Annotated in this window: 21 protein-coding genes and 1 riboswitch; of the genes, 11 read left to right on the top strand and 10 right to left on the bottom strand. The window is 71.2% G+C overall.

Features of this window, described 5'->3' with window-relative positions; all coding sequences use genetic code 11:
• Window positions 1-67: 67 nt before the first annotated feature.
• From HHX37_RS32225 to HHX37_RS32205, 5 genes are all read right to left on the bottom strand, one after another.
• The gene (locus HHX37_RS32225; RefSeq protein ID WP_182879128.1) at window positions 68-1,177 is read right to left on the bottom strand and encodes a glycosyltransferase family 4 protein; all 1,110 of its coding nucleotides are present in this window, start codon (window positions 1,175-1,177) and stop codon (window positions 68-70) included.
• A 123-nt stretch (window positions 1,178-1,300) separates the two neighbouring features.
• Window positions 1,301-2,356, bottom strand: a complete 1,056-nt coding sequence (locus HHX37_RS32220; RefSeq protein WP_182887832.1) for a hypothetical protein — start codon at window positions 2,354-2,356, stop codon at window positions 1,301-1,303.
• A gap of 76 nt (window positions 2,357-2,432) precedes the next feature.
• Window positions 2,433-2,984 carry a C40 family peptidase gene (locus tag HHX37_RS32215; protein WP_220503323.1) on the bottom strand — a complete coding sequence of 184 codons (552 nt, stop codon included), beginning with the start codon at window positions 2,982-2,984 and terminating at the stop codon, window positions 2,433-2,435.
• A 70-nt stretch (window positions 2,985-3,054) separates the two neighbouring features.
• Window positions 3,055-3,215, bottom strand: a riboswitch (cyclic di-AMP (ydaO/yuaA leader).
• 305 nt (window positions 3,216-3,520) lie between these two features.
• Window positions 3,521-4,462, bottom strand: a complete 942-nt coding sequence (locus HHX37_RS32210; protein WP_310740633.1) for a C40 family peptidase — start codon at window positions 4,460-4,462, stop codon at window positions 3,521-3,523.
• Window positions 4,463-4,615: 153 nt separating this feature from the next.
• Window positions 4,616-5,932, bottom strand: coding sequence for an NYN domain-containing protein (locus tag HHX37_RS32205; protein WP_182879132.1), 1,317 nt, complete (start codon window positions 5,930-5,932; stop codon window positions 4,616-4,618).
• Window positions 5,933-6,229: 297 nt separating this feature from the next.
• On the opposite strand from HHX37_RS32205, the gene HHX37_RS32200 reads away from it, so the two are divergent.
• The 6 genes from HHX37_RS32200 (at window position 6,230) to HHX37_RS32175 (ending at window position 13,507) form a co-directional block, all read left to right on the top strand.
• A complete protein-coding gene (locus HHX37_RS32200) occupies window positions 6,230-6,814 on the top strand; it encodes a GNAT family N-acetyltransferase (RefSeq protein ID WP_182887830.1) in 585 nt (194 codons plus the stop codon).
• A 244-nt stretch (window positions 6,815-7,058) separates the two neighbouring features.
• A complete protein-coding gene (locus HHX37_RS32195; RefSeq protein WP_182887829.1) occupies window positions 7,059-8,693 on the top strand; it encodes a cellulose binding domain-containing protein in 1,635 nt (544 codons plus the stop codon).
• Between the two features lie 135 nt (window positions 8,694-8,828).
• Complete coding sequence (locus tag HHX37_RS32190) at window positions 8,829-10,550, top strand: DEDD exonuclease domain-containing protein (RefSeq protein ID WP_182887828.1); 1,722 nt, start codon at window positions 8,829-8,831, stop codon at window positions 10,548-10,550.
• 254 nt (window positions 10,551-10,804) lie between these two features.
• Window positions 10,805-11,164, top strand: a complete 360-nt coding sequence (locus tag HHX37_RS32185) for an effector-associated constant component EACC1 (RefSeq protein WP_182887827.1) — start codon at window positions 10,805-10,807, stop codon at window positions 11,162-11,164.
• Between the two features lie 43 nt (window positions 11,165-11,207).
• Window positions 11,208-13,073 (top strand): caspase family protein, encoded by a 1,866-nt coding sequence (locus HHX37_RS32180; protein WP_182887826.1) that lies wholly within the window; start codon window positions 11,208-11,210, stop codon window positions 13,071-13,073.
• Window positions 13,074-13,111: 38 nt separating this feature from the next.
• The gene (locus tag HHX37_RS32175; protein ID WP_182887825.1) at window positions 13,112-13,507 is read left to right on the top strand and encodes a hypothetical protein; all 396 of its coding nucleotides are present in this window, start codon (window positions 13,112-13,114) and stop codon (window positions 13,505-13,507) included.
• A 34-nt stretch (window positions 13,508-13,541) separates the two neighbouring features.
• On the opposite strand, the gene HHX37_RS32170 is transcribed toward HHX37_RS32175, so the two are convergent.
• Window positions 13,542-13,736, bottom strand: coding sequence for a helix-hairpin-helix domain-containing protein (locus tag HHX37_RS32170; RefSeq protein ID WP_182875784.1), 195 nt, complete (start codon window positions 13,734-13,736; stop codon window positions 13,542-13,544).
• 135 nt (window positions 13,737-13,871) lie between these two features.
• Between HHX37_RS32170 and HHX37_RS32165 the strand changes: the two genes are divergently transcribed.
• Window positions 13,872-14,159: an Lrp/AsnC family transcriptional regulator gene (locus tag HHX37_RS32165; RefSeq protein ID WP_117409190.1), complete on the top strand. Its 288-nt coding sequence runs from the start codon at window positions 13,872-13,874 to the stop codon at window positions 14,157-14,159.
• A 36-nt stretch (window positions 14,160-14,195) separates the two neighbouring features.
• Here HHX37_RS32165 and HHX37_RS32160 read toward each other — a convergent pair whose 3' ends face one another.
• The 3 genes from HHX37_RS32160 to HHX37_RS32150 all read right to left on the bottom strand — a co-directional run bounded on the left by HHX37_RS32160 (window position 14,196) and on the right by HHX37_RS32150 (window position 16,688).
• On the bottom strand, window positions 14,196-14,984 hold the full coding sequence (locus HHX37_RS32160) for a sensor histidine kinase (RefSeq protein WP_182879140.1): 789 nt from the start codon (window positions 14,982-14,984) through the stop codon (window positions 14,196-14,198).
• A 191-nt stretch (window positions 14,985-15,175) separates the two neighbouring features.
• The gene (gene trpD, locus HHX37_RS32155; protein WP_182879141.1) at window positions 15,176-16,228 is read right to left on the bottom strand and encodes an anthranilate phosphoribosyltransferase; all 1,053 of its coding nucleotides are present in this window, start codon (window positions 16,226-16,228) and stop codon (window positions 15,176-15,178) included.
• Window positions 16,229-16,292: 64 nt separating this feature from the next.
• A complete protein-coding gene (locus tag HHX37_RS32150) occupies window positions 16,293-16,688 on the bottom strand; it encodes a response regulator transcription factor (RefSeq protein ID WP_117409187.1) in 396 nt (131 codons plus the stop codon).
• Window positions 16,689-16,850: 162 nt separating this feature from the next.
• Between HHX37_RS32150 and HHX37_RS32145 the strand changes: the two genes are divergently transcribed.
• Genes HHX37_RS32145 through HHX37_RS32130 form a run of 4 tightly spaced genes read left to right on the top strand, consistent with a single transcriptional unit; the run spans window position 16,851 to window position 21,002 of the window.
• Window positions 16,851-17,468, top strand: coding sequence for a cytochrome c oxidase subunit 3 (locus HHX37_RS32145; RefSeq protein ID WP_117409186.1), 618 nt, complete (start codon window positions 16,851-16,853; stop codon window positions 17,466-17,468).
• 17 nt (window positions 17,469-17,485) lie between these two features.
• Complete coding sequence (locus HHX37_RS32140) at window positions 17,486-18,298, top strand: c-type cytochrome (protein WP_117409185.1); 813 nt, start codon at window positions 17,486-17,488, stop codon at window positions 18,296-18,298.
• Window positions 18,295-19,371: a ubiquinol-cytochrome c reductase iron-sulfur subunit gene (locus HHX37_RS32135; RefSeq protein ID WP_117409184.1), complete on the top strand. Its 1,077-nt coding sequence runs from the start codon at window positions 18,295-18,297 to the stop codon at window positions 19,369-19,371. Before HHX37_RS32140 ends, HHX37_RS32135 begins: the two co-directional genes overlap by 4 nt.
• Entirely contained in the window at window positions 19,371-21,002 is a 1,632-nt protein-coding gene (locus tag HHX37_RS32130) for a cytochrome b (protein ID WP_182887824.1), read from the top strand. The genes HHX37_RS32135 and HHX37_RS32130 overlap by 1 nt, the downstream gene beginning before the upstream one ends.
• A 388-nt stretch (window positions 21,003-21,390) precedes the next feature.
• Here HHX37_RS32130 and HHX37_RS32125 read toward each other — a convergent pair whose 3' ends face one another.
• On the bottom strand, window positions 21,391-22,560 hold the full coding sequence (locus HHX37_RS32125) for a L,D-transpeptidase (RefSeq protein ID WP_182875789.1): 1,170 nt from the start codon (window positions 22,558-22,560) through the stop codon (window positions 21,391-21,393).
• Between the last annotated feature and the right edge of the window lie 158 nt (window positions 22,561-22,718).

The following is a 22,718-nucleotide window of genomic DNA, read 5'->3' as shown; positions in this document are numbered from 1 at the left end:
CCCGCCGACCCTCACCGGCCGCGGGCGGCCGTCGCGGCGGCTCTCACACCGGCTCTCAAGGGGCCTGTCACAGCAGGGCGGCGAACCGGGCCGCGACGCGTTCCCAGCCCCACTCCTCCTCGATCCAGGCCCGGCCCCGCTCGCCCATCGCGCGGGCGCGGGCAGGGTCGGCCAGCAGGTCGCACAGCGCGCCGGCCACCGCCGTGTGCGACCTTCCGTCGACCACCAGGCCGGTCTCGCCGTGCAGTACGGCGTCGGGTGCGCCTCCCGAGGAACCGGCGACCACCGGCAGCCCGGTGGCCGACGCCTCCAGGTAGACGATGCCGAGCCCTTCGGCGTCGAGCCCTCCGAACCTGCTGCGGCACGGCATGGCGAACACGTCTCCCGCGTCGTAGTGGGCCGGGAGATCGGCCCACGGAACCGACCCGGTGATCACCACCGACCCGCGCGGCCCGGCGCCGGCGACCGCCCGCTCCAGCGACCGCCGCGAGGGCCCCCCGCCGACCAGCAGCAGCACCGCTCCGGGCACCCGCCGCAGGACGTGCGGCCAGGCCCGCAGCAGGACGTCCTGCCCCTTGCGGGGCACCAGCCGGGAGACGCAGACGACCACCGGCCGGTCTCCCAGGCCGAGCGCCGCCCGGACGCGCTCTCCGCCCGCGCCGGGACGGAAGGCGCCGGTGTCCACGCCCGGAGCGAGCCGTACGAGCCGGGGCGCCGGGATCACCGGGGCGAGCAGACCGCGCGTGTACTCGCCGAGGTAGGTCACGACGTCGGCGCCCGTCCCGATCCGGCGCAGCACGCCGCGGGCGCCGGGCAGCCGCGCCCAGGACGCCTCGTGCCCGTGCGTCAGCATGACGATCCGCGCCGCGCCGGCGGCACGCAGGGCGGGAGCGAGCAGGCCGAGCGGCGCGGCGGCGCCGAAGACGACGGTGGCGCCGTCCTCGACCAGCGCCGCCGCCCTGCCCGCCACCGCGCGCGTCGGCAGCATGAGGGTCGAGGGATGACGGACCACCTCGTACGGCTGGCGGGCGTCGAACTCCTCGCACCCCTTCCACCGCGGCGCGTACACGACGACCGAGCCGGGCGGCCTTCGGGAGGCGAGGCCGTGCACGAACGCCTGGATGCCTCCCGGTCTGGGCGGGAAGTCGTTCGTGACGATCAACGTCCTGTTCGCCATCCTCACCCCCGGTATCGGCGCGGCGGGCGGTCCACGGCCACGCGGCCCGCCCGAGATCGCATTCTCGCAGGCCCCTCCCGCCGCTCGCCCGCCCCGGAACCAGGACCGGAATCAGGGCCGTGATCAGGACCGGGCCAGCTCGGCCCGTACGGAGGACCGCCAGAGGCGGGTCAGCTCGGCGGTGGTCAGCCCGAGGACGTTCCGCAGCGCGGCGTCGGCGTCCTCGCGCAGCGCGGCGCGGTAGAGGGCGACCAGCCTCCGCTCGCCGAAGCGGGCGGCGATGTAACGGCAGGCCAGCCAGGCCTCCTCGTACGCCTGGGCGGGCCTGGCGGCGAAGTCCGCGGGTTCCGGCAGGCGGGCCAGGGGCGCCCCGGCCGCCGCGCCGGCCCCAGTCCCGGCGGACTCGGTGCCGGCAGACTCGGTGCCGGGCGCAGTACCGGCCTCGGCACCGGCCTGTGGGGCGCCTTCCGCTCCGGCTCCGCCGCCGGCCCGCGGGTCCGCGGCCAGCTCCGCGGCGAGTTCGGCCGCGACCACATGAACGGGCAGGCCGCTGTCGAGGTAGCCCACATAGTCGGCGAAGCCCTCCAGGAGCCACATCGGCACCGCGCGGGGCCCGGAGGCCGCGACGTGCGTGAGCTCGTGGGTCACGACGACCTGGCGGCCGATCGCGGACAGGCGGGCGAACGCGGCGGGCTGCACGATCACCCGGTCACCGGTCGCGACGGCCGCCAGACCGCCGACCACCGCGGGGGCGGCCAGGACCGCCGCCTGCTCCTCCGTGCGGGGCACGAGGATCACCGCGCCGCCGTGCTCTCCCCACACCCTCGTGACCGTGCGGTCGGCCCGGCCGGCCAGCCGGGCGACCTCGGCGACCAGCCTTCGCGGCGCGCCGACGACGACGGCGTGCTCGCCGCGGGCGACGGAGGCGCCCGTCCACATGCCGGGCTGCTCCCGCACGGCGGCGCGGGCCTGGGCCAGAAGGGGCGACAGGGGGTCGGGCGGCGCGGCGGCGGCCGTACCGGCCAGCAGCGCGGCCAGCACGACGGCCACGGACGCCGACCGTCCGCCGCGCGTCCTCACCAGGCCCTCGGCGCTCGCGAGGGCCTGCCGTACGGGATGGGCGGGCGCGGCGCCGGGGGGACCGAGGCCATGGGGAGCATCGTAACGAGGGAACGCCACGGCTCCGCCCACCTGTGAGGGGGACGGAGCCGTGGAGCGGTGCCGGCGACGACGGGCTCGGCACCAGGGGGACGGATCAGGCGCCGGGGCGTACGGCGCCCACGAAGGTCGCCCTGCGGTAGGAGTCGAGCCTGTCGATCCTGACCCGCGTGCCGCTGTGCGGGGCGTGGATCATCCTGCCGTGCCCGACATACATGCCGACGTGGCCGCCGCCGCTGGTGAAGATGAGGTCGCCGGGCTTGAAATGGCCCCAGGACACCTTCTTCCGTACGGCGCTGCGGATGGACCACGTTGTGCGCGGCAGCCGTACGCCGGCCTTGCGCCAGGCGTAGGTGACCAGGCCCGAGCAGTCGAACGAGCCGGGACCGCTGGCCCCGTAGCGGTAGGGGTCGCCGATGTGCTTCCTCGCGGTCCTGACCGCTCGCTGCGCCTTGGCCAGCTGGAGCGCGGCCCGGCTGAGCTTCTTCCGCTTGACGGCCGCCTTCTTCGTGGACTTCTTCGTGGCCTTCTTGGCCGCCGCGGTGGTGGCGGCCCTCGTGTTCGTCTCCGTGGTCACCTTGATGACCGTGACCGTCACCGGGTCTGCCGACGCCGGCTGCGCACCGGCGACTCCCACGGATGCCGTCAAAGCGGCACCCCCAAGGGCAATTCGGGCAAGGCGGGACAGGCTAGCGGGGGTGGTAGACAGGATCTCTCCTTGGATCTTCCGCGTACGCCTACCGGGTTAGCTGACGGGTTCGGGCGGGGAAGTCGCCCTACGGCGCGTGGACGCGCCGATTCACCCCGGACCTTCGCGAGGAAGGTCGATGGTTCCCCGGCTCCGTGCCTCCTGACTGCACGGACTCGGCAGGTCGTCGGCGCCCGGAAATCCCCTGGGGGAGCAAGTAGACGGACGGCGCCGGCGACGGTGGATGACGCGGGCCCGGCCGGCCGGACCGGGCTCGCCGCGGCGAGGCGTGCTCACCGCGGCCCAGAAGCTACCCAGATCAGGCGGCTCCCGGCAAAGCCATCCCGGCGCATAAAGATCGGATAACGAGGCCGCGCGCGAGAAACCGCAGCTTACCCACGTCACAGAAGACCAAGTGTGACTCTGCTCACATCAGCCATCGCAATGTCCAAATAAGGCACTTAGCTCACAGCCGGAACAAAGATCACATCGCGGGCTCAGGGGCGGACGGCGCCGATCGCGTGGTAGTCCGCCAGTGTGACAATCTTCACAACGTCGCCGGTCTGCGGGGCGTGGACGACCTTGCCGTCCCCCGCGTACAGGCCCACGTGGCCGAAGCCCGCGTGGAAGAGCAGATCGCCCGCCTGGAGCGCGTCGAGCGACACGCGGCGGCTCGCGCCCCACGCCCACTGCTCGTAGCTCGTACGCGGCAGGCTGACCCCTCCCGCCGCCCAGGAGGCCTGGACGAGGCCGGAGCAGTCCCAGGAGTCCGGCCCGCTCCCCCCGTAGCGGTACGGCTTGCCGACCTGCTTGTAGGCGAACTGGAGCGCCGACAGGGCGTTACCCGACGCCGGGCCCTTGTAGGCGACGCCCGCGCTGTTGGGGTTGCCGGGGTTGTAGGTGCCGAGCGAGCGGAGCAGCTTCATCTGCTCGTTGACGAGCTTGTCGACCTTCTTCTTCTCGTCGGCGAGCTCGCCCCTGACCTTGGTGGCCTCGGCGTAGACGGTCTTCGTCTCGTCCCGCCGGTCCTTCAGGCCCTGGATCGCGCCCTCGTACTGCTGGAGCCGCCCGATGCGCTCGGCGGAGATGTGGTTGTACGTGGCGAGACCGCTGAGCATGGTGTCGGGATCGGGGTTGTAGAAGACGCCCCACGTCCCGATGCCGCCCACCTGGTAGCTGCTGACCGCCATCGTCACCAGCCCCGAGCGCAGCGCCTCGACCCGCGCGTTCTGCTTCTTGTAGTCGTCGTTCAGCGCCAGGTACTTCTTCCTGGCCGACTTCCACTTCTCACTGGCCGCGTTGTAGCGGTCCACGAGTTTGTCCGCCTGCGCGTTCAGCCGGTTCAGCTTCGCCTTGGCCTGGGCAAGGGTGGGCTTTGGATCGGCCTGCGCGCCCGTCAGCGGCGTCAGCAGGACCACGGCGGCCAAAACGGCGGCCACCGGCACACGCCCTTGCACTCGGGCCCCCTCGGGATCAACGAAACCTGCGGCGCGACTCTATCTAGGCGATCTTGACGCTTCAACCTATTCGCAGCTATTCGCGGCAGTCATCACTCACCGGATCGGCTCTCGTACGGAGCGTGCCGGACGGGATCAGCCGCGGCCGAGACGCCGCAGCAGCAGGAGCGAGGGCACCGGCCGGGCGCCCATGCGGCGCACGGACTCGGCCACCTCGCGGTCGGAGGAGACGACCGCGATGCCGCGCCCCGGCGGCTCGGCGCGCACGAGCGTGCGGATCAGGTCGTCGGCGATCTCGCCGGGCGCGCTGAACATCACCCGCACCCCGCGCGGCGCGGAGACCTGCACGGGCCCGTTCAGCTCGGCGCCGTCGAAGACGCACGTCACCTCCACGCGCGCCTGCACGGCGAGGCCGCCCAGCCCGGTGAGCAGGCGGGCGCGCTGGTCGGCGAGGGTCAGCGACGGATAGCCGGTCTTGGTCACGTTGTAGCCGTCGACGATCAGGTGCAGGTTGGGGAGGGCGAGGAGCTGGTCGAGGAGCTGGGGGTCGTCGTTCGCCAGCGCCCGCGCGGGCACCGCCGTCACGCCGGGCTCGCCCGGCACGATCGCGCTCACGTAGTCGGCCGGTCTGTTGATGGTGGTCGGCAGGCCGAGCTCCTTGCGCAGCCCCGCGGCGGCGTCCTGCAGGGCGTCCAGCAGCACCCGTACGCGGGCGTCCTCCATGCTGCGGCCCTCGCGGGCGGCGCGGCGGTTGGCCTCAAGCTGGCGCTCGGTGTCCGCCAGGCGCTCCCTGAGCCTGCGCAGCTCGGTCTCCGCCGCGCCGTTGGCGCTCGCCGACCTGGCTCGCGCCTCGGCCGTCTCGGCCTCCAGCTCGGCCGCCCTGGCCTCGGCCGCCTTGACCCGCTCACGCGCGTCGTGCAGCTTGCGTCTCAGGTCGGAGTTCTCCGCGCGGGCCGCCTTGAGCTGCTCGCGAACCCGGTCGATCTCCTCCTTGGCGGACGCGCGCTGCGCCGCGAGCTGCTCGCGCAGCCGCGTCTCCGCCTGCTCCCGCTGCGTGCCCGCCGCGGCCGACTGCTCCAGGTCGGCCCGCGCCTGCTCGACCAGGTCCGGCCAGCCGGGCGGCCGGGTCAGATAGGCCGCCGCCGCGACCAGCACCGGCTCGGCCGCCGGCGGCACCGTCCCCTCGGCGAGACTCGCCACCAGCTCGGGCCAGGCCGCCTCCAGCGCCTCGGCGACCTGCTCGCGGAACTCCTTGTCGTTCTCCAGCTGGGCCGCGATCGGCGCGCTGCCCAGGCGGGCGCGCTTGCGCGGGTCGAACCTGGCGATGCCGCGCAGCGGCGGCGGCACGGACGCGGCGGGCATCGTGCCCAGCACCTGCGCCGCGACCTCCACCACGTGTAAGCGGACCTGCTCCGGCAACGGACGAGACAGGCCTTCTCCGGCTGAACTCATCTCGTCGCTCCTCGGCCGTGTCCTGCAGACCTGTCGCCGGCCGGGATCGCCCGGCGGCGCCTCGCGGTGCTGTCGCCCCCGGTGTGAGAATCCGGGACCGGGCTCCACGAGGCGAGGCCTCGCGGCGCGCCGGTCCGGCGCCCCTCACGCGGCAAGATCTGCGAGACAGTCCTCTGTTCTTGTCCTTCTTCAAGGGTACGGCCGTCGCACCGTGTCCATGTCCTGTTCATGATCTGTCACCGGGCCGGGCGGCGGTCCGCTGGCGCGTGCCGCGGTCCGGTCCGTACGCTCGTCGGCGTGTTCACCCCGCCCTACCCGATCATCACCCCCCGGCTGGTCCTGCGTCCCTTCACGGAGGCGGACCTCGACGACCTGCACGCCTTCCACTCGCTTCCCGAGGTCACGCGTTACCTCTACTGGGACGCCCGTACGCGGGAGGAGACGAAGGCGGCGCTCGACCGGAAGATCGCCTGCGCGGGTCTCGGCGCGGACGGCGACGCGCTCAGCGTGGCCGCCGCGCTGGGCGGCGGAGGGCCGGTGATCGGGGACCTCACGTTGTTCCTGCGCAGCCGGGAGCACCGCCAGGGCGAGATCGGCTTCGTCTTCAACCCGGCCTGCCAGGGCCGGGGCCTCGCGACGGAGGCGGCCCGGGAGATTCTCCGCATCGGGTTCGAGGGCCTCGGGCTGCACCGGATCCACGGCAACTGCGACGCGCGCAACACCTCGTCCGCCCGGTTGATGGAACGGCTCGGCATGCGCCTGGAGGCCCGTCTGGTCGAGAACGAGTTCTTCGCCGGCGCGTGGAGCGACGAACTGATCTACGGGATGCTGGCGCGGGAGTGGCGGGCGTCCCCCGCCGCCTCCCCCGGGCCCGGAGCCTGACGCGCGCCCGCCCGCCTTCGGCCCCGGGCGGGCGGGAAATGAAAGAACGGGCCGCTCGTTTCAGGCGTTCCCACAGCACACTGCGCGGAATAAGTTTGACGCGTTGACTAACTCCCCGGTGAAACTTACGGTACGGGCACTTCGAACGCGGCTCCGCGGCGGCGGGGGGCCGACCGGCCGTCGCCGGTCGGGGCGGGCACCTCCCGGGCCTCGGCACGGCGTCACACGTCACTGAGGAGATTCGATGCGCCCCACCATCCCCCGGGCCCGTGTGGCTCGCCTGGCCGCCGGGGCGGCGGCGGTCACCTTCGCCGCGGCGGCGCTGGTCGCCACGGCGCCCGCCCAGGCCGCGACCGGTTGCGCCGTGACCTACACCGCCGGCGAGTGGTGGCACGGGTTCAGCGCGAGCATCACGATCCAGAACTCGGGCAGCGCGATCAACGGCTGGACCCTCGGGTTCGCCTTCCTCGACCCCGGCCAGAAGGTCGACGTCGGCTGGTCGGCCACCTACAACCAGAGCGGGCAGAACGTCACCGCCACGAACGTGGACTACAACGCCGCCATCGCCACCGGCGACTCGGTGCTGATCGGCTTCAACGGCACCTGGTCCGGCGCCAACCCCAACCCGACCTCGTTCACGCTGAACGGCGTCACCTGCACCACCATCAAGGTCAGCCCGAGCGCGACCCCCACGCGCACCCCCCAGGCCACCCCCACATGGACGCCGTCGTCGACCCCGACGTCGACACCCACCTCGACCCCCACGTCGACTCCGACGTCCACGCCCACGTCCACGCCCACGGGGCCGTCCGGCTCCGCGCTGTACGTGTCGCCGAGCGGCTCCGCCGGCGCGTCCGGGACGATCTCGGACCCGACGACGCTCGCTTCGGCGATCACCCGCGTCGCCGCCGGCGGGACGATCTACCTGCGCGGCGGGACGTACAACCTCTCGCAGACGGTCACCATCGCGGCGGGGAACAACGGCACGTCGAGCGCCCGCAAGAAGCTGTCCGCCTACCCCGGCGAGACCCCGGTGCTGAACTTCTCGGCGCAGAGCCAGTCCTCGTCGAACCGGGGACTCGCCCTGAACGGGTCGTACTGGCACGTCTACGGGATCGTCGTCCAGCGCGCCGGTGACAACGGGATCTACGTCGGCGGCAGCAACAACATCATCGAGCGCACGGTGACGCGGTTCAACCGGGACACCGGGCTGCAGCTCGGCCGGATCGCCTCCGACACCCCCCGCGCCCAGTGGCCGTCCAACAACCTCGTCGTGAGCTCGGAGTCGCACGACAACGCCGACTCCGACGGCGAGGACGCCGACGGCTTCGCCGCGAAGCTCACCGTCGGCAACGGCAACGTCTTCCGCTACGACGTCTCCCACAACAACATCGACGACGGCTGGGACCTCTACACCAAGACGGACACCGGAGCCATCGGGCCGGTCACCATCGAGGACTCGCTGGCCTACAACAACGGCACCCTCACCGACGGCAGCCAGGCCGGCAACGGCGACCGCAACGGCTACAAGCTCGGCGGCGAGGACATCGGGGTCAACCACGTCATCCGCCGCAACATCGCCTATCACAACGGCCACCACGGGTTCACCTACAACCGCAACCCCGGCACGATGACGATCTCGGACAACGTCGGCGTCGACAACGCCGAACGCAACTACTCCTTCGACGCGGGCACCTCGGTGTTCCGCAACAACACCTCGTGCCGCAGCGGCAGCGGATCGAACGACAAGATCGTCGGCAACTCCGACAGCTCGAACCAGTTCTGGTCCGGCTCGAACGGGTCCCGCTGCTCCTCCTACCGGGGCGCCCCGCGCTGGTCCTTCGCCTCCGACGGCCGCCTCGTCGTGACCTTCGGCTAGCCCCCTCCCGGGGCGGTCCGGCCAGTTCCCTCCCGGGCGGTCCGGCCAGGTGGACCGGACGGCCGGACCGCCCCGAGGCCCGCTCCCGCACCGCCCGGGAGGGCAAATGTCGGTCGGAATCTTTATGGTCTTTGCGTGGACGCGGTACAGGGCACGCTGGACGAGCTCGGCACTCCCCTGCGGGAGGTGACGTTCGTCGTCTTCGACCTGGAGACCACCGGCGGATCGGCCGCGGAGCACGCCATCACGGAGATCGGGGCGGTGAAGGTCCGCGGCGGCGAGGTGATCGGCGAGTTCGCCACGCTGGTCGACCCCGGCGGCCCGATCCCGCCGTTCATCTCCGTGCTCACCGGCATCACCGACGCGATGGTCATGGCCGCGCCGAAGTTTCCCGAGGTGCTGCCAAGCTTCCTGGAGTTCATCGCGGGGGCGGCGCTGGTGGCGCACAACGCGCCGTTCGACATGTCGTTCCTGAAGGCGGCCTGCCAGGCGGGCGGCTACCCGCCCCCGGCCAACCCCGTCGTGGACACGGCCGACCTCGCGCGCCGGGTGCTCACCCGCGACGAGACCCCCAACTGCAAGCTCGCCACCCTCGCGCGCGTCTTCCGCAGTTCCACCGAGCCCTGCCACCGGGCGCTGGCCGACGCCAAGGCCACGGTCGACGTGCTGCACGGCCTCATCGCCCGGGTCGGCTCGCTCGGCGTGCACACACTGGAGGAGCTGCGCGGCTTCGTGCGCGCCCCCACGCAGGAGCAGCAGCGCAAGCGGCACCTCGCCGACGGCGTGCCCGGCGCGCCGGGCGTGTACGTCTTCGAGGACGCCAGGGGCGAGGCGCTGTACATCGGCAAGAGCTCCAACCTGCGCAACCGGGTGCGCAGCTACTTCACCGCGAGCGAGACGCGGTCGCGCATCCGCGAGATGGTCGGCATCGCCGAGCGGGTCAGGACCATCGTCTGCGCGACCGCGCTGGAGGCGGAGATCCGGGAACTGCGGATGATCGGGGCGACCAAGCCCCGCTACAACAGGAGGTCCCGCTTCCCGGAGCGGGTGGTCTGGCTGAAGCTGACGAACGAGCCGTTCCCGCGGCTCAGCGTCGTCCGGGAGGTGCGCGACGACGGGGCGGCCTACCTCGGGCCGTTCGGCAGCAGCCGCACGGCCGACGACGCGCGCACGGCCATGCACGAGGCGCTGCCGCTGCGCCAGTGCACCGAACGGCTGTCGGCCCGGGTGCGGCGGCCGGCCTGCGCGCTCGCGGAGATCGGCCGCTGCGGCGCGCCCTGCGAGGGACGGGAGAGCGAGGAGACCTACTCCCGGCACGCCGGCCGCGCCAGGCACGCCATGGAGCAGGACGCCGAGGTCGTCTTCTCCGCGATGGAGGCGCGCATGCGGCGTCTGGCGGCCGAGCAGCGGTACGAGGAGGCGGCCGTCGACCGCGACCGGCTCGCCGCCTACGTCCGGGCCGCGGCGCGCATGCAGCGCCTGCGCTCGCTCACCGGCATCTCCCAGATGGTCGCGGCCAGCCCCGCCTTCGGCGGAGGTTGGGACATCCACGTCATCCGGTACGGCAGGCTCGCCGCCGCCGGCGTCATGCCGCGGGGCGCCCACCCCACGCCGTACGTGGACGCGCTGGTCGCCACGGCCGAGACGGTGACGCCGGGCCCCGGCCCGACCCCCGCCGCCAGCGCCGAGGAGACCGAGTGCGTGCTGAGGTGGCTCGACTCCCCCGGGGTGCGCCTGGTCCAGGTCGACGGCATCTGGAGCCTCCCGGCGTACGGCGCGGGGCGGCTGGTCGGCCGCATCGAGCGCGCCTACCTGCACCTGCGCGGCGATCGCCGCGAAGGCCGCCCGCTCCGGTGACCCCCGCCCCGCCCGCGTACACCGGTCCCGCCGTCGGCGCCGACCGGCACGCGATGCGGCCGAGCGCTCACCAATCGGTTCGAAAAGCGATCAATTCCTGGTTCACCGCGATATCTGGTGATGCATCAATCTCGACGACGGGGATTTCCGGAGAGCAGACGCGGGGTCATTTCTTCTGTTTTACTCGTCGGGCGACAGCCACGCATGGAGAGGCCGTGTGAGCGGGGTGTGAGATGAAAGGGGGGTCCCCGGCTATGGCGAATGTCCTCATTCGGGTCGAAGCCGACACCGGCGCGGAGACCAGGGCCCTGTACCGGGCCCTCAGGCATGACCCCGACCTGAGCCGGCTGGCGAAGCTGTCGGCCTGCGAAGGCGATCCTCCGGCGGCTGACGAGCTCGGCCCCGGTCTCGACGCGATCCTGGCGGTCGTCGACGGCGCCGGTGCGCTCGGCGCGTTACTCGTCTCGATCGCCGCCTGGAGGGACGGCCGGTCGACGAAGTGGACGGTCTCCGTCGAGAGAGAGGGAGTGCGCATCGAGCTGCAGGGCAGTTCGAGGGAAGAGCTGGAACGGGTCGTACGCGCGCTCGAGGGGCCCCGAGGTGGCGATACCTGATCCCGCCCAGTCCCGTCTGATTCTCATTGGATTCTCCTCATTCGTGGACTTCGCGCGGATTCCCGCCGCACCCACCAATTTACGGCGACTGAGGACCATTTTCTGCGATGAGATGATTTGGGGAATCCCAGACCGCAATGTCGCGGTCCTGGATGGAAAGCGCGGATTGAGCCGCAACGCCGTACTCAGCCAGATCCACGAGGTGGCGGGCCAGGCCACCGACACCCTGGTCGTCTACTACGTCGGACACGGCTTTCTGGACGAGGACGACAACGACAGTCTGCTGCTCGCCCTACCGGGAACGAAAAGACGGGAACACTTCACTGCGCTCCCGTACGAGGAGGTCCGCCGTGCGGTGCGCAGCGCCGGCTCGCGGCGCAAGATCGTCATCCTGGACTGCTGCTACTCCGGCCGCGCGCACTCGAACGCCTATCTCGACGGTTCGGAGGAGGACCGGGAACTCGCGCATCAGGCTCCCATCGAAGGTGCCTGCGTGCTCACGGCGACCTCCGACTACGCCAGGGCCCGGGCGAATCCCGGGGACCGCCACACGGCGTTCAGCGGGGCCCTGATCTCGGCTCTGGAGAACGGGATTCCCGGAGCGGGGCCGTACCTCGACGTGCGTTCCGTCTTCGCGACCGTCCGGCGAGAGATGCGCAGCCGCGGCCTGCCGCAGCCGCACCTCAGCACCCGGGACGACGGCGGCGCACTCGTTCTGGGGCGGAACCGCGCGTACCGGAGTTCCGTGGAGACGCCGCCGAAGGGTGCCGAGGTCCCGCCGTCGAGGGCGGAACCGGGATTCCGTCGATCCCGCCCGCGCTTCACGCGACGTGCGGCCGTCGTCACCGCCGCTCTCGTCGTCGTCCTGGCCGTCACCTTCCTCCCGGCGATGACGGCTCGCCTCTCGACCACCGGCGCGTGTCCGGCCGATGAACGGGGAGGATCCGAGGTCTCGCGGACCGGACGGCCGGGCAGAGCCACCCGGTTCCCCGAGTCCCGCATCAGTCTGCTCCACGACCTCACGGGGCCGACGACGGTGATCGGGTTCGAACCTCCGAAAGGGGACCGCCCGAATCCGAGGACATATCTGTGGCAGCCCGATCGCCGGTGCTTCGCGACTCCCTTGGGCTTCGGGAGCGACTACCTGGATGTCGCGGTCTCCCCCGACGGCAGGTGGATCGCGGGCGTCGACATGCGCACGGTGCCCGGCGCCGACGTGGTCGTCATGGATCGAGCAGGCGCAAAGAAGAAGGTCATCGACGTACCGGGCACCGTATTCGCCACAAATTTGCAATGGAACAGGACGAGCACGACATTGCTCTTCACGGAGGCTCCGGTCGACGCGAGAGGTAAGTACAACTATCCGCGCGGGGCGGACGCCGTGATGGTCAGCCTGCCCGCCATGAAGCCCACGGTTCTCGCTCTGGGCGCCACCGCTCCCTACCAGTGGGGACCAGACGGCAGCGTAGCCGGTAACTTCGGGCAGGAAGATCCGCTCGACGTCCGGTTCTTCAGCGTCAAGGGCCGGAAGGAACGGGCGTTCGAACGAGTCGGACTGCTCGGGCAGTACGGAATGGGAGCATTCTCGCCATCGGAAGAACGAATGGTGACCCACTGTCCCCGAGGCCGCGATGACGACCAGGTGTGTGTCTGGGGCTCGCGGCAGGGAGAACTCCTCGGGGCGTACCCCGCGAACCGCCTCTACGCTGATCGGCCGTACGGCAATGTCGGCTGGTACGACGAGAAATCCTTGCTCATGACCGCCTGGGACGCGAAGACGAAATGGTGGGCGGCGGCCACCCTGGACATCGCCGGCCCGGAGCCGGGCACAGTGGCCGGCCGCACGACCCTGCTCGGCCGGTTACCCGACGAGGAGGGCCACATCATCTTCGGATTCGCACCGGCCTGACCCCCACCTCAGATCGATCACGACGAAAGGTGATCCCTGTGCCCCTGGTCGCCCGTAGCGACTGCGAGGTGAGCGTCTACGACGGCACGTTCTTCGTCGTGGACGTGTCGCTCTCCCCCGGCCCGTGTGAGTCGCCCGAAAGCGGGTGGCTCACGCTCTCGGCGGAGGACGACCTCGTGAGCCTCTCGCTTGAGGTGTGGGACGAAGAACCGGAGTGCCTGCGCGAGGTGTGGACGGCCACCTCCTGCGTCTTGCGGGTCCCAACAGGAGAGATCTGCGCGATGGAGCTGTACACGGATGTCCAGGACGGTTTCCTGCGCCTCGGCGGGCCGGGGAGGTCCTGGAACGTACGGGTGGACACATGGGCGGACGACGAGGCGGATCCGCGGGAGCGGTTCCTGGTCCGGTTGTGGCCGCGGGAGGCTCCGGCCTGACGCCGGGGACGGGGTGCTGCTGCTCCAGCGACGACTAGCCCAGGCTCAGGTCGTGCTGCTCGAGCGCACTCTGGATGATGTCGAGCGCTTTCGGCCCCATGCCGTGCAGCTTGGCCAGCTCGGCACGCGGCACCCCTGCAAGGTCACGCAGGGCCGTGTAACCGGCGTTGCCCAGGGCCCGCGTCGCCGGCGCACCGATCTTCGGCAGGGTGTCGAGAGAGGAGTCCACGCTCTTCATGATGCCGCGTCCGGCGCACGCCGCGGCCAGGGCGACATCGGAGCACCGGCCGGAAATAGAGGGCGCCGACGAGGGCACTAGTGTCGGGTGCGACAGCGAAGCCCCGACACAGCAGGAGAGGCCCGAATGGTCACCGCGATCGTCCACATCAAGGCGGATGTCGACCGGATTCCCGAGGTCGCCGAGGCCATCGCCGAGGTCGAGGGCGTCAGCGAGGTGTATTCGATCACCGGCGAGTTCGACCTGCTGGCGATGGTCAGGGTCGCCAGGTACGACGAGGTGGCCGAGGTCGTGCCGGGCCGCATCAACAAGGTGACCGGCGTGCGGCACACCGAGACCCACATCGCCTTCCGCACCTACTCCCGCCACGACCTGGAGGCCGCCTTCTCGATCGGCCTCAGCGACGCCGACTGATCCGGCCGGCCGACCCGCCCGGGCCGCCCACGCGCCTCAGGCGGGGCGCAGGAGGCGGACGCGGACCTCGAAGCCGCCCGGCAGCGGGTGCTCGGCCACCGAGCCGCCGAACAGCGCCGCCCGCTCCCAGGTGCCGACGAGGCTGTCGCGGGGCAGCCCGTCGTCGTGGACGACGACCTCCAGGATGGCGGGCAGCCACCGCAGCGTGACCGTCGCCGTGCGGGCCGTGCCGTACCACAGGGCGTTGCCCAGCGCCTCCTCCACGATGCGGTACGCCGACAGCTCCAGCGTCGGCCCGCCGCCTCGCGTGCCGTTCTCCGTGAGGGAGACGGCGAGCCCGCTCGCCCGGAAGTCGTCCAGCAGGCCCGGCAGCTCGCCCAGCCCCGGCTGGGGCCCTCGTGACAGCCCGTCCATGCGGAGCAGGCCGATCATCCGCCGCAGATCGGAGAGGACCCGGCGGCCGGACTCCTCGGCGTCGCGGAACGTCTGCCGCGCCCGTTCCGGGTCCTTGTCCATGATCACCCGGCCGGCGCCCACCCCGAGGGTCATCACGCTCAGGTCGTGCGCGACCAGGTCGTGCAGTTCCGAGGCGATGCGCAGCCGCTCCCAGGCCGCGGCGTCATCCGGGCGGGGGTGGTCCTCCCCCGTGGCGGGGGCCGCGCTCTCCGCGCTCGTCTCCCGCCCCCGTCTCCCGGCCGTCCCGGGGACGTGACCTGCGCCGCCGGGCCGGAGACCGGCGGAGCGTACGGGCACGAGAGAGGCCATTCTGCCGTGGGTGAGGGTGGCCCAGCGGCGGAGGGCTCGGGCAACGAACAGGCGCATCATGCCCGAACGGTACGGCTCAGGCGGAACCCGGCACGTCCCCATACAGGCGGACGCGTGGTCCCTCCAGCGGCGGAGGCGACAGGAACCGGTCAGCCCCCGGCATGGAAGCGATCAGTCGATCACCCCGGGACGGCGGCCGGAACCGCGCGGCAGGTCGGGCGGCCGGCGGCCCGGAAGCCGGGTCGGCCGGGTCAGGCGCCGGAGGAGCGGAGCGCGCTGCTCAGCTCCACCCACCGCTCCAGGGTCTGCGCCGCCCTGCCCGAGTCGACCGCCTCCCCCGCCCGGGCGTACGCCGCGCGCAGATCGGCGACGAGGTCGTCGCCGGGGCCGTCGTAGGCGACCAGGCCGGCCGCCGCGTTGAGCAGCACGGCGTCCCGTACGGGCCCGGTCTTGCCGCGCAGCAGGTCGTGCACCGCCGCCGCGTTGAAATCCACGTCGCCGCCGCGCAGGTCGCCCGGCTCGGAGCGGGGGATGCCGAGGTCGGCCGGGTCGAAGACGGTCTGGGTCGCGGTGCCCTCCCGGACGACGAAGACCGTCGACGGCGCGGCCGTCGACAGTTCGTCGAGACCGTCGTCGCCCCGGAACACGAGCGCCGACACACCACGCTCGGCGAACACCCCGGCCATGACCGGCAGCATCCGGGCGTCGAAGACGCCGATCGCCTGGGCGGCGGGGCGCGCCGGGTTCGCCAGCGGCCCGACGAAGTTGAAGACCGTCGGCACGCCGATCTCCTTGCGCGGCGGGCCGGTGAAGCGCAGCGCGGAGTGGTAGAGGGGCGCGAAGCAGAAGGCGATGCCCGCCTCCACCGCCACCCTGGCGGTGGTCTCCGGCGCGAGGTCGAGCGCGACGCCCAGGCGTTCCAGCACGTCGGCCGCCCCGCACAGCGAGGAGGCGGCGCGGTTGCCGTGCTTGACGACCCTCGCCCCGGCGGCGGCTGCGACGATCGCCGCCATCGTCGAGACGTTCACCGTGTGGGCCCGGTCGCCGCCGGTGCCGACGATGTCGAGCACCGGCCCCTCGACCGTGAGCGGGGTGGCCAGCTCGAACATGGTGCGGACGAGGCCGGTCACCTCGGCGACCGTCTCGCCCTTCGCCCGGAGCGCGACGGCGAAGGCGGCGATCTGCGCCGGGGTCGCCGCCCCCGACATGATCTCCCCCATGACCCAGGCCGTCTCGTCGGCTGTCAGGTTCTCACCCGCGAGCAGGGCGTGCAGCGTCGAGGGCCAAGTGGTGCGCGTGTCCATCGTGGGCTCCGCGATATGTCGGTGTCAGGTCGGAGAAGGTGCGGGGTGGAACTCCGGGCAGGACTCAGTGCGCCCGGGTGACGCTCAGGCGGCGCCGCATGAGGTCGGCGACGGCCTCCGCGAGCACGACGGGGTCGAGCGGGTGCGCGACCACCGCGTCGGCGCGGGACCAGTTGGCCAGCCAGCGGTCGTCCCTGCGGGCGATGAGCAGCAGGATCGGCGGGCAGTCGTGCACCTCGTCCTTGGCCTGGCGGCTGACTCCCATGCCGCCGGCCGGCACCGCCTCGCCGTCGAGCACGGCCACGTCGATCTCGCCGGAGTCGAGGTGCCTGAGCACGGCCGGCTGGGTCGCGCACTCGACGATCTCGACGAGGGGCACGTCAGCGGCCGGGCGCCGCCCGATGGCCAGCCGCACCTTCTCCCGGGTGCCTGCGTCGTCGCTGTAGACGAGAACCCTCATTACACGCTCACTGTCGAATCGCGGGGTATGGTCATCGTGATGCTACCGGCGCGGCTGCCAGGCTCGCAGCCCCGGGGCTCCTGCCATGACATGCCCGTTCCGATGGCGCGGACGGACCCTAGCGGGGGGTCGTGGGGCGACCCGACCTGGGGAGCCGCAATAATGCTGGGCGTGGCGACAGCATCCGCAATTACTACGACGACGAGACCGCACGGGTCCAACCGGCCGAACCTGGTCCAGGTCGGCACCATCGTGTGGTTGTCCTCTGAGCTCATGTTCTTCGCGGCGCTGTTCGCGATGTACTTCACCATCCGGTCGGTCAGCCTCGGACAGGGCACGCACTGGCCCGAGGCGCACCTCGAAGTCCCGTTCGCGACCTTCAACACGACCGTTCTGGTCCTGTCGAGTGTCACGTGCCAGCTGGGCGTGTGGGCTGTGGAAAGAGGCCAGGTCAAGAAGCTGCGTTTCTGGTATGTCGTAAGCTTCTTGATGGGCGCCTTCTTCGTGGGCGGTCAGCTTTACGAGTACGGGAACCTGGCGCGTGAGGGTCACGTCCTCTCGCACTCCCCGTACGACTCGGTGTTCTTCCTGACCACGGGCTTCCACGGTCTGCACGTGACGGGTGGTCTGATCGCGTTCCTGTTCATCCTGGGACGCACGTACGCCGCGAAGCGCTTGACGTATGAGCAGCAGACCAGCGCGATCGTCGTGTCCTACTACTGGCACTTCGTCGACGTGGTCTGGATCGGCCTTTTCGCGACCATCTACATCATCAAATGATCGGAACGGGGATTTCGGTGAACTCCATCACCGCCCGACGGCGCCATCCCCTCGCGCGAGTCGCCGTCGTGGCACTCGCGCTGGGCCTGCTCGGCGGCGGGTACGCGCTCGCCGCGCCGAACGGCAGCACCGCCGACGCCGCGATCGCGTCCGGCAAGGCCGACGACGCGGCGGAGGGCAAGAGCCTCTTCGTCGCGCACTGCGCGAGCTGTCACGGCCTGAACGCCGAGGGCACCAACAAGGCCCCGACGCTCATCGGCGTCGGCGCGGCCGCCGTGGACTTCCAGGTGAGCAGCGGCCGCATGCCGGCCGCCGACGCGGGCCCCCAGGCCCCGCGCAAGCCCAGGCCCGACTGGGCCACCGACCAGGCGATCGACCAGCTCTCGGCGTACGTCCAGTCCCTGGGCGGCGGCCCGACGCGGCCGACCGAGGAGCAGGTGAACCCCGCGCTGGGCGACCCCGCCAAGGGCGGTGAGCTGTTCCGGGCCAACTGCATCCAGTGCCACAACTTCGTCGGCGCGGGCGGCGCGCTCACCTACGGCAAGTACGCGCCGCCGCTGAACCCGGCGACGCCGACGCAGATCTACGAGGCGATGGTCACCGGCCCGCAGGCGATGCCGGTGTTCAACGACTCCACGATCACGCCGGAGCAGAAGCGTGACATGATCGCCTACATCACCCACGTCAGGTCGCAGGTCGACCCGGGCGGGTCGGGCCTGGGCCGCATCGGCCCCGTCACCGAGGGCCTCGTGGCGTGGGTCGTGGGTCTCAGCCTCCTGATCCTGGCCTCCATCTGGATCACCGCGAAGAAGCGACGGGCGCAGGCATGACAGAGCAGAACGAGTATCCCGAGAGCGGCCGGGTGCCGACGCGCGTCATCGGCACGCCGCCCGCCGACGCGCCCATCGAGGAGCACGACCCGATCCACGAGCCCGCGGGCGTCGAAGGCGTGATCCCGCAGGACCCGGTCAAGGTCCGCAAGGCGGAGCGCATGGTCGCGTTCCTCTTCCTGATCACCTTCCTGGCCGGCGCGGCCTTCATCGCCGCGTACGTGATCTTCCAGGTCGGCACGATCGACAAGACGGCCACGTCGAACTACGCGCTCGGCGGCACCCTGGCGCTGGCCCTGCTCTCGCTGGGCGCGGGCGTCACGGTGTGGGTGCGGCAGATCATGCCGAAGTACAACCTGGTCCAGGAGCGCCACCTGATGGCCTCCGACTCGGACACGCGCGAGTACGTCAAGGAGACCTTCCTCCAGGGCGCGGACGAGAGCGGCTTCGTCAAGCACAGGCTGCTGCGCCGCACGCTGCTGCTGGCCGCGGCCCCGCTCGGCCTCGCCCCGCTGGTGCTGCTGAAGGACCTCGGCCCGCTGCCGGGGACCTCGCTGCGGCACACCGTCTGGGGAGAGGCCATGAAGAACGGCAAGCCGCGCCGGCTCGTCGTCGAGGGCACCGGCCAGCCGATCCGCGCCGCCGACTTCAACTCGCCGGGCGGCATCCTCTCCGTGGTCCCCGAGGGCTACGAGGAGGACCTGAACGCGCTGGCCAAGGCGACGCTGATCCTGCTCAAGTTCCGCCCGGAGGAGATCAAGTCCGGCACGAACAAGAACTGGACCGTCGACGGCATCGTCGCGTACTCCAAGATCTGCACCCACGTGGGCTGCCCCGCCGCGCTGTACGAGCAGACGACGCACCACATCCTCTGCCCGTGCCACCAGTCGACCTTCGACGCGGCCGACGGTGCGAAGGTCATCTTCGGTCCCGCGGCCCGGCCGCTGCCGCAGCTGCCCCTCGGCATCGACGAGGAGGGGTACCTCGTCGCGAAGTCCGACTTCAAGGTCCCCGTCGGCCCCAGCTTCTGGGAGCGCGGCGACGCCGAAGCTGAAGTAAGAGAGAAGGCGTGATGAACGCTCCTCCGAAGGCCATCACGGGCCCGTCGACGTTCCTCGACGACCGGCTGGGCGCGGGGAACTTCCTCAAGCGCAACCTGCGCAAGGTCTTCCCCGACCACTGGTCGTTCCTTCTGGGGGAGATCGCGCTCTACTCGTTCGTCATCCTGCTGCTGACCGGCACGTTCCTGACGTTCTGGTTCAAGCCGAGCATGGGCGAGGTCAACTACCTGGGGAACTACGCCCCGCTGTACGACGTCCGCATGTCGGAGGCGTACGCCTCGTCCCTGCACATCAGCTTCGACATCCGCGGCGGCCTGCTGGTCCGGCAGATGCACCACTGGGCGGCGCTGCTGTTCGTCGCCGGCATGACGGCGCACGCGCTGCGCATCTTCTTCACCGGCGCCTACCGCAAGCCGCGTGAGCTCAACTGGCTCATCGGCGTCGGCCTGCTCACGCTGGCGCTGCTGGAGGGCCTCACCGGCTACTCCCTCCCCGACGACCTGCTCTCCGGCGCGGGTCTGCGGATCACCCAGGGCGTCGCGCAGTCGATCCCGATCGTCGGCACCTACATCTCGTTCTTCCTGTTCGGCGGGGAGTATCCGGGCCACGACGTCATCCCGCGGTTCTACACGATCCACATCCTGCTGATCCCGGGCATCCTGCTCGCGCTGATCTCGGCCCACATGATCCTGATGTGGGTGCAGAAGCACACGCAGATGCCGGGCAAGGCGCGGACCGAGAAGAACGTGGTGGGCGCGCCGTTCTACCCGGCCTTCATGGCCAAGTCGGGCGCGTTCTTCCTGTTCACGTTCGGGGTCATCGCCCTCCTCGGCACGTTCGCCCAGATCAACCCGATCTGGCTGTTCGGGCCGTACAACCCGGCGAACATCTCGGCCGGCTCCCAGCCCGACTGGTACATGGGCTTCCTGGAGGGCGCGCTCCGTCTCATGCCGGCGTGGGAGATCAACTTCCTCGACCACACCGTGACGTTCAGCGTGCTGATCCCGGCCCTGGTGCCGATGGGCATCATCATGACGGGCCTGGCGCTGTATCCGTTCCTGGAACAGTGGGTCACGGGCGACCGGCGCGAGCACCACGTGTGCGACCGGCCGCGCAACAACCCGCACCGCACCTCGATCGGCATCTCGGCCATCACGTTCTACGGAATCCTGTGGCTGCTCGGCGCCAACGACGAGATCTCGGCGAACTTCCACATCGACCTCTACACGACCACCTGGTTCGGACGGTTCGCCGTCTTCATCGGCCCGGCGATCGCGTACTGGATCACCTACCGGACCTGCATCGGCCTCCAGCGCAAGGACGCCGAGGTGCTGTCGCACGGCGTCGAGTCCGGGGTCATCAAGCGGATGCCGAATGGCCAGTACATCGAGGTCCACACGCCGCCGGCGGAGGACATCGCCGAGCACCTCCGCGGCAAGAAGGAGATCCCGGTCCTGACGGGCTCGGCGGACGGCGACGGCATCCCGCCCAAGGGCGCCCGCAGCGCGATCGGCCGGCTCCGGACCAGGATGAGCGAGGCGTACGGCACCGACCACGTCCCGCTGACCGACGGCCACCACGACGGCCACCACGAGGAGGAGCCCGCCGCCGTCGGCGCCGGCGAGCGCAAGGAACTCCACTGACGCACAACCTGACCGGTGCAAACTGACCGGCACACAGCGGCCCGGCAGGGGGAACCACTCCCCCGCCGGGCCGCTGTGTTTCCCGCTTCGCTCATCGGGGCGCTCACATCCGCCGTCTTCCCTCGTCGCGCTTGGTCGCTTCGCTCCCGCGCACTCCTCAGTCCAGACCGGCGGCGCGCCCCTCCGGCTCGCTCGGTGTTCCCCGCTTCGCTCATCAGGGCGCTCACATCCGCCGCCTCGTGCCGGAGGCGCGCCGGGAACGCAGCCCTCGTCGCGCTTGGTCGCTTCGCTCCCGCGCACTCCTCAGTCCAGACCGGCGGCGCGCCCCTCCGGCTCGCTCGGTGTTTCCCGCTTCGCCCGTCGGCTCGTTCGGGGTTTCCCGCTTCGCTCAGAGCGGGTCGGAGAGGGCGGCGCGAAGGCGGCTGCGCTTGAGCCACGCCGGCCAGTCGTCCTGCCAGTAGCTCCACCCGTTGTCCGCGTCCAGCCTGCGCGGAGTCCCGGTCACGACGATGGGGTCGCCGACCAGGGTGTTGTTCTTGAACCACTTGGCGTTCTCCGGGCTGACGTTCACGCAGCCGTGGCTGACGTTGGAGTTGCCCTGGTCGCCGACGGACCAGGGAGCGCCGTGGACGTACTCGCCGGTGTTGGAGATCCGGACGCTGTTGTACACGGTCGTCTCGTAGTAGCCGGCCTGGCCGGGACCGGCGTCCGGGGAGGTCATGACCGTGACGTCCTCCCTGGACATCGCCACGTGGATGCCGCTGGTGGTGTGGTGGCGGAAGACGTCGCCGCTGCCCGCGCTGATCGGCATGTCCTTGATCTGCCTGCCGTCCAGCTCGATCTTCATATGGTGTGTCTGCGTGTCGGCCACGCTGATCTGCGACCGGCCGATCTTGAAGTCGCGGGTGTAGTCCTGCTTGCCGTACATGCCGTCGCCGCCCCTGATCCCGGCGAGGCGGGCGGTCACCCGGACCTTCGTGTACGGCGGCCAGTAGTGCCGGGGGCGGAAGACGACGTTCTTGGCGTCCAGCCAGTGCCACGCGCCGTCGACGGGCTTGGACGCCTGCACGAAGAGGTTGCGCTCCACCGACACGCGGTCGGTGACGGGCTTGTCGAAGGTCAGGATGATCGGCATTCCGACGCCGACCGTGAGGCCGGTGTCCTCCTTGTTCGGCACCAGGGTGGTGACGGCGAACGTCTTGGCCGCCGGCTTGGTGGAGAAGCGCACGGTCCTGCTCCCCGGGCCGTCCGGTCCGGTGGCCGTCGCCTCGACGCTGTAGGACGTACCAGGGGTCATGGGACGGGCGCTGCGCCACTGGGACCTGTCGGCGCTGAACACGCCCTCCACGGGCCGCCCAGCGGCCTGTACGGCCACGTGGGTGAGGGTGCCGCCGGCCGCCCCGACGAGGATGGGCAGTTCCGGCGGCAGCTCGCCGGAGCCGTCCAGCGGGGTGACGCTGATCGGCGTTCCTGACCGGCGCTCCTCGCCCCCTCTCTCGGAGAGGGAACACCCGGCCACCACCACGAGAAGGGCCAGCGCCCCCGCACGAGCACGCACGTCCGTCTCCCTCAGGTCGCTTTCCGGGAGTTATTCCCGGGCCGCGTCCCGAGCGGGCAGACACCGTACCGAAGGTCGGCAAAGAACGACGGCACCGAAGGCCGGCGAAAACCGTTGCCGTGGAGGAACGCGAACGGCCGGCCGGCGAGATCGCCGAC

It is taken from the genome of Microbispora sp. H10885 (assembly GCF_014161415.1).
Lineage (GTDB): Bacteria > Actinomycetota > Actinomycetes > Streptosporangiales > Streptosporangiaceae > Microbispora > Microbispora triticiradicis.
Note: the sequence above shows the minus strand (reverse complement) of the source record. Positions and strands in the feature narration are given on the sequence as shown.

Coding starts and splice junctions, on each gene's coding strand:
- HHX37_RS32225 (WP_182879128.1), bottom strand. CDS start 1,177: ATGGCGAACAGGACGTTGATCGTCACGAACGACTTCCCGCCCAGACCG.
- HHX37_RS32205 (WP_182879132.1), bottom strand. CDS start 5,932: ATGAGTTCAGCCGGAGAAGGCCTGTCTCGTCCGTTGCCGGAGCAGGTC.
- HHX37_RS32195 (WP_182887829.1), top strand. CDS start 7,059: ATGCGCCCCACCATCCCCCGGGCCCGTGTGGCTCGCCTGGCCGCCGGG.
- HHX37_RS32185 (WP_182887827.1), top strand. CDS start 10,805: ATGGCGAATGTCCTCATTCGGGTCGAAGCCGACACCGGCGCGGAGACC.
- HHX37_RS32165 (WP_117409190.1), top strand. CDS start 13,872: ATGGTCACCGCGATCGTCCACATCAAGGCGGATGTCGACCGGATTCCC.
- HHX37_RS32160 (WP_182879140.1), bottom strand. CDS start 14,984: ATGATGCGCCTGTTCGTTGCCCGAGCCCTCCGCCGCTGGGCCACCCTC.
- trpD (WP_182879141.1), bottom strand. CDS start 16,228: ATGGACACGCGCACCACTTGGCCCTCGACGCTGCACGCCCTGCTCGCG.
- HHX37_RS32150 (WP_117409187.1), bottom strand. CDS start 16,688: ATGAGGGTTCTCGTCTACAGCGACGACGCAGGCACCCGGGAGAAGGTG.
- HHX37_RS32145 (WP_117409186.1), top strand. CDS start 16,851: ATGCTGGGCGTGGCGACAGCATCCGCAATTACTACGACGACGAGACCG.
- HHX37_RS32135 (WP_117409184.1), top strand. CDS start 18,295: ATGACAGAGCAGAACGAGTATCCCGAGAGCGGCCGGGTGCCGACGCGC.
- HHX37_RS32130 (WP_182887824.1), top strand. CDS start 19,371: ATGAACGCTCCTCCGAAGGCCATCACGGGCCCGTCGACGTTCCTCGAC.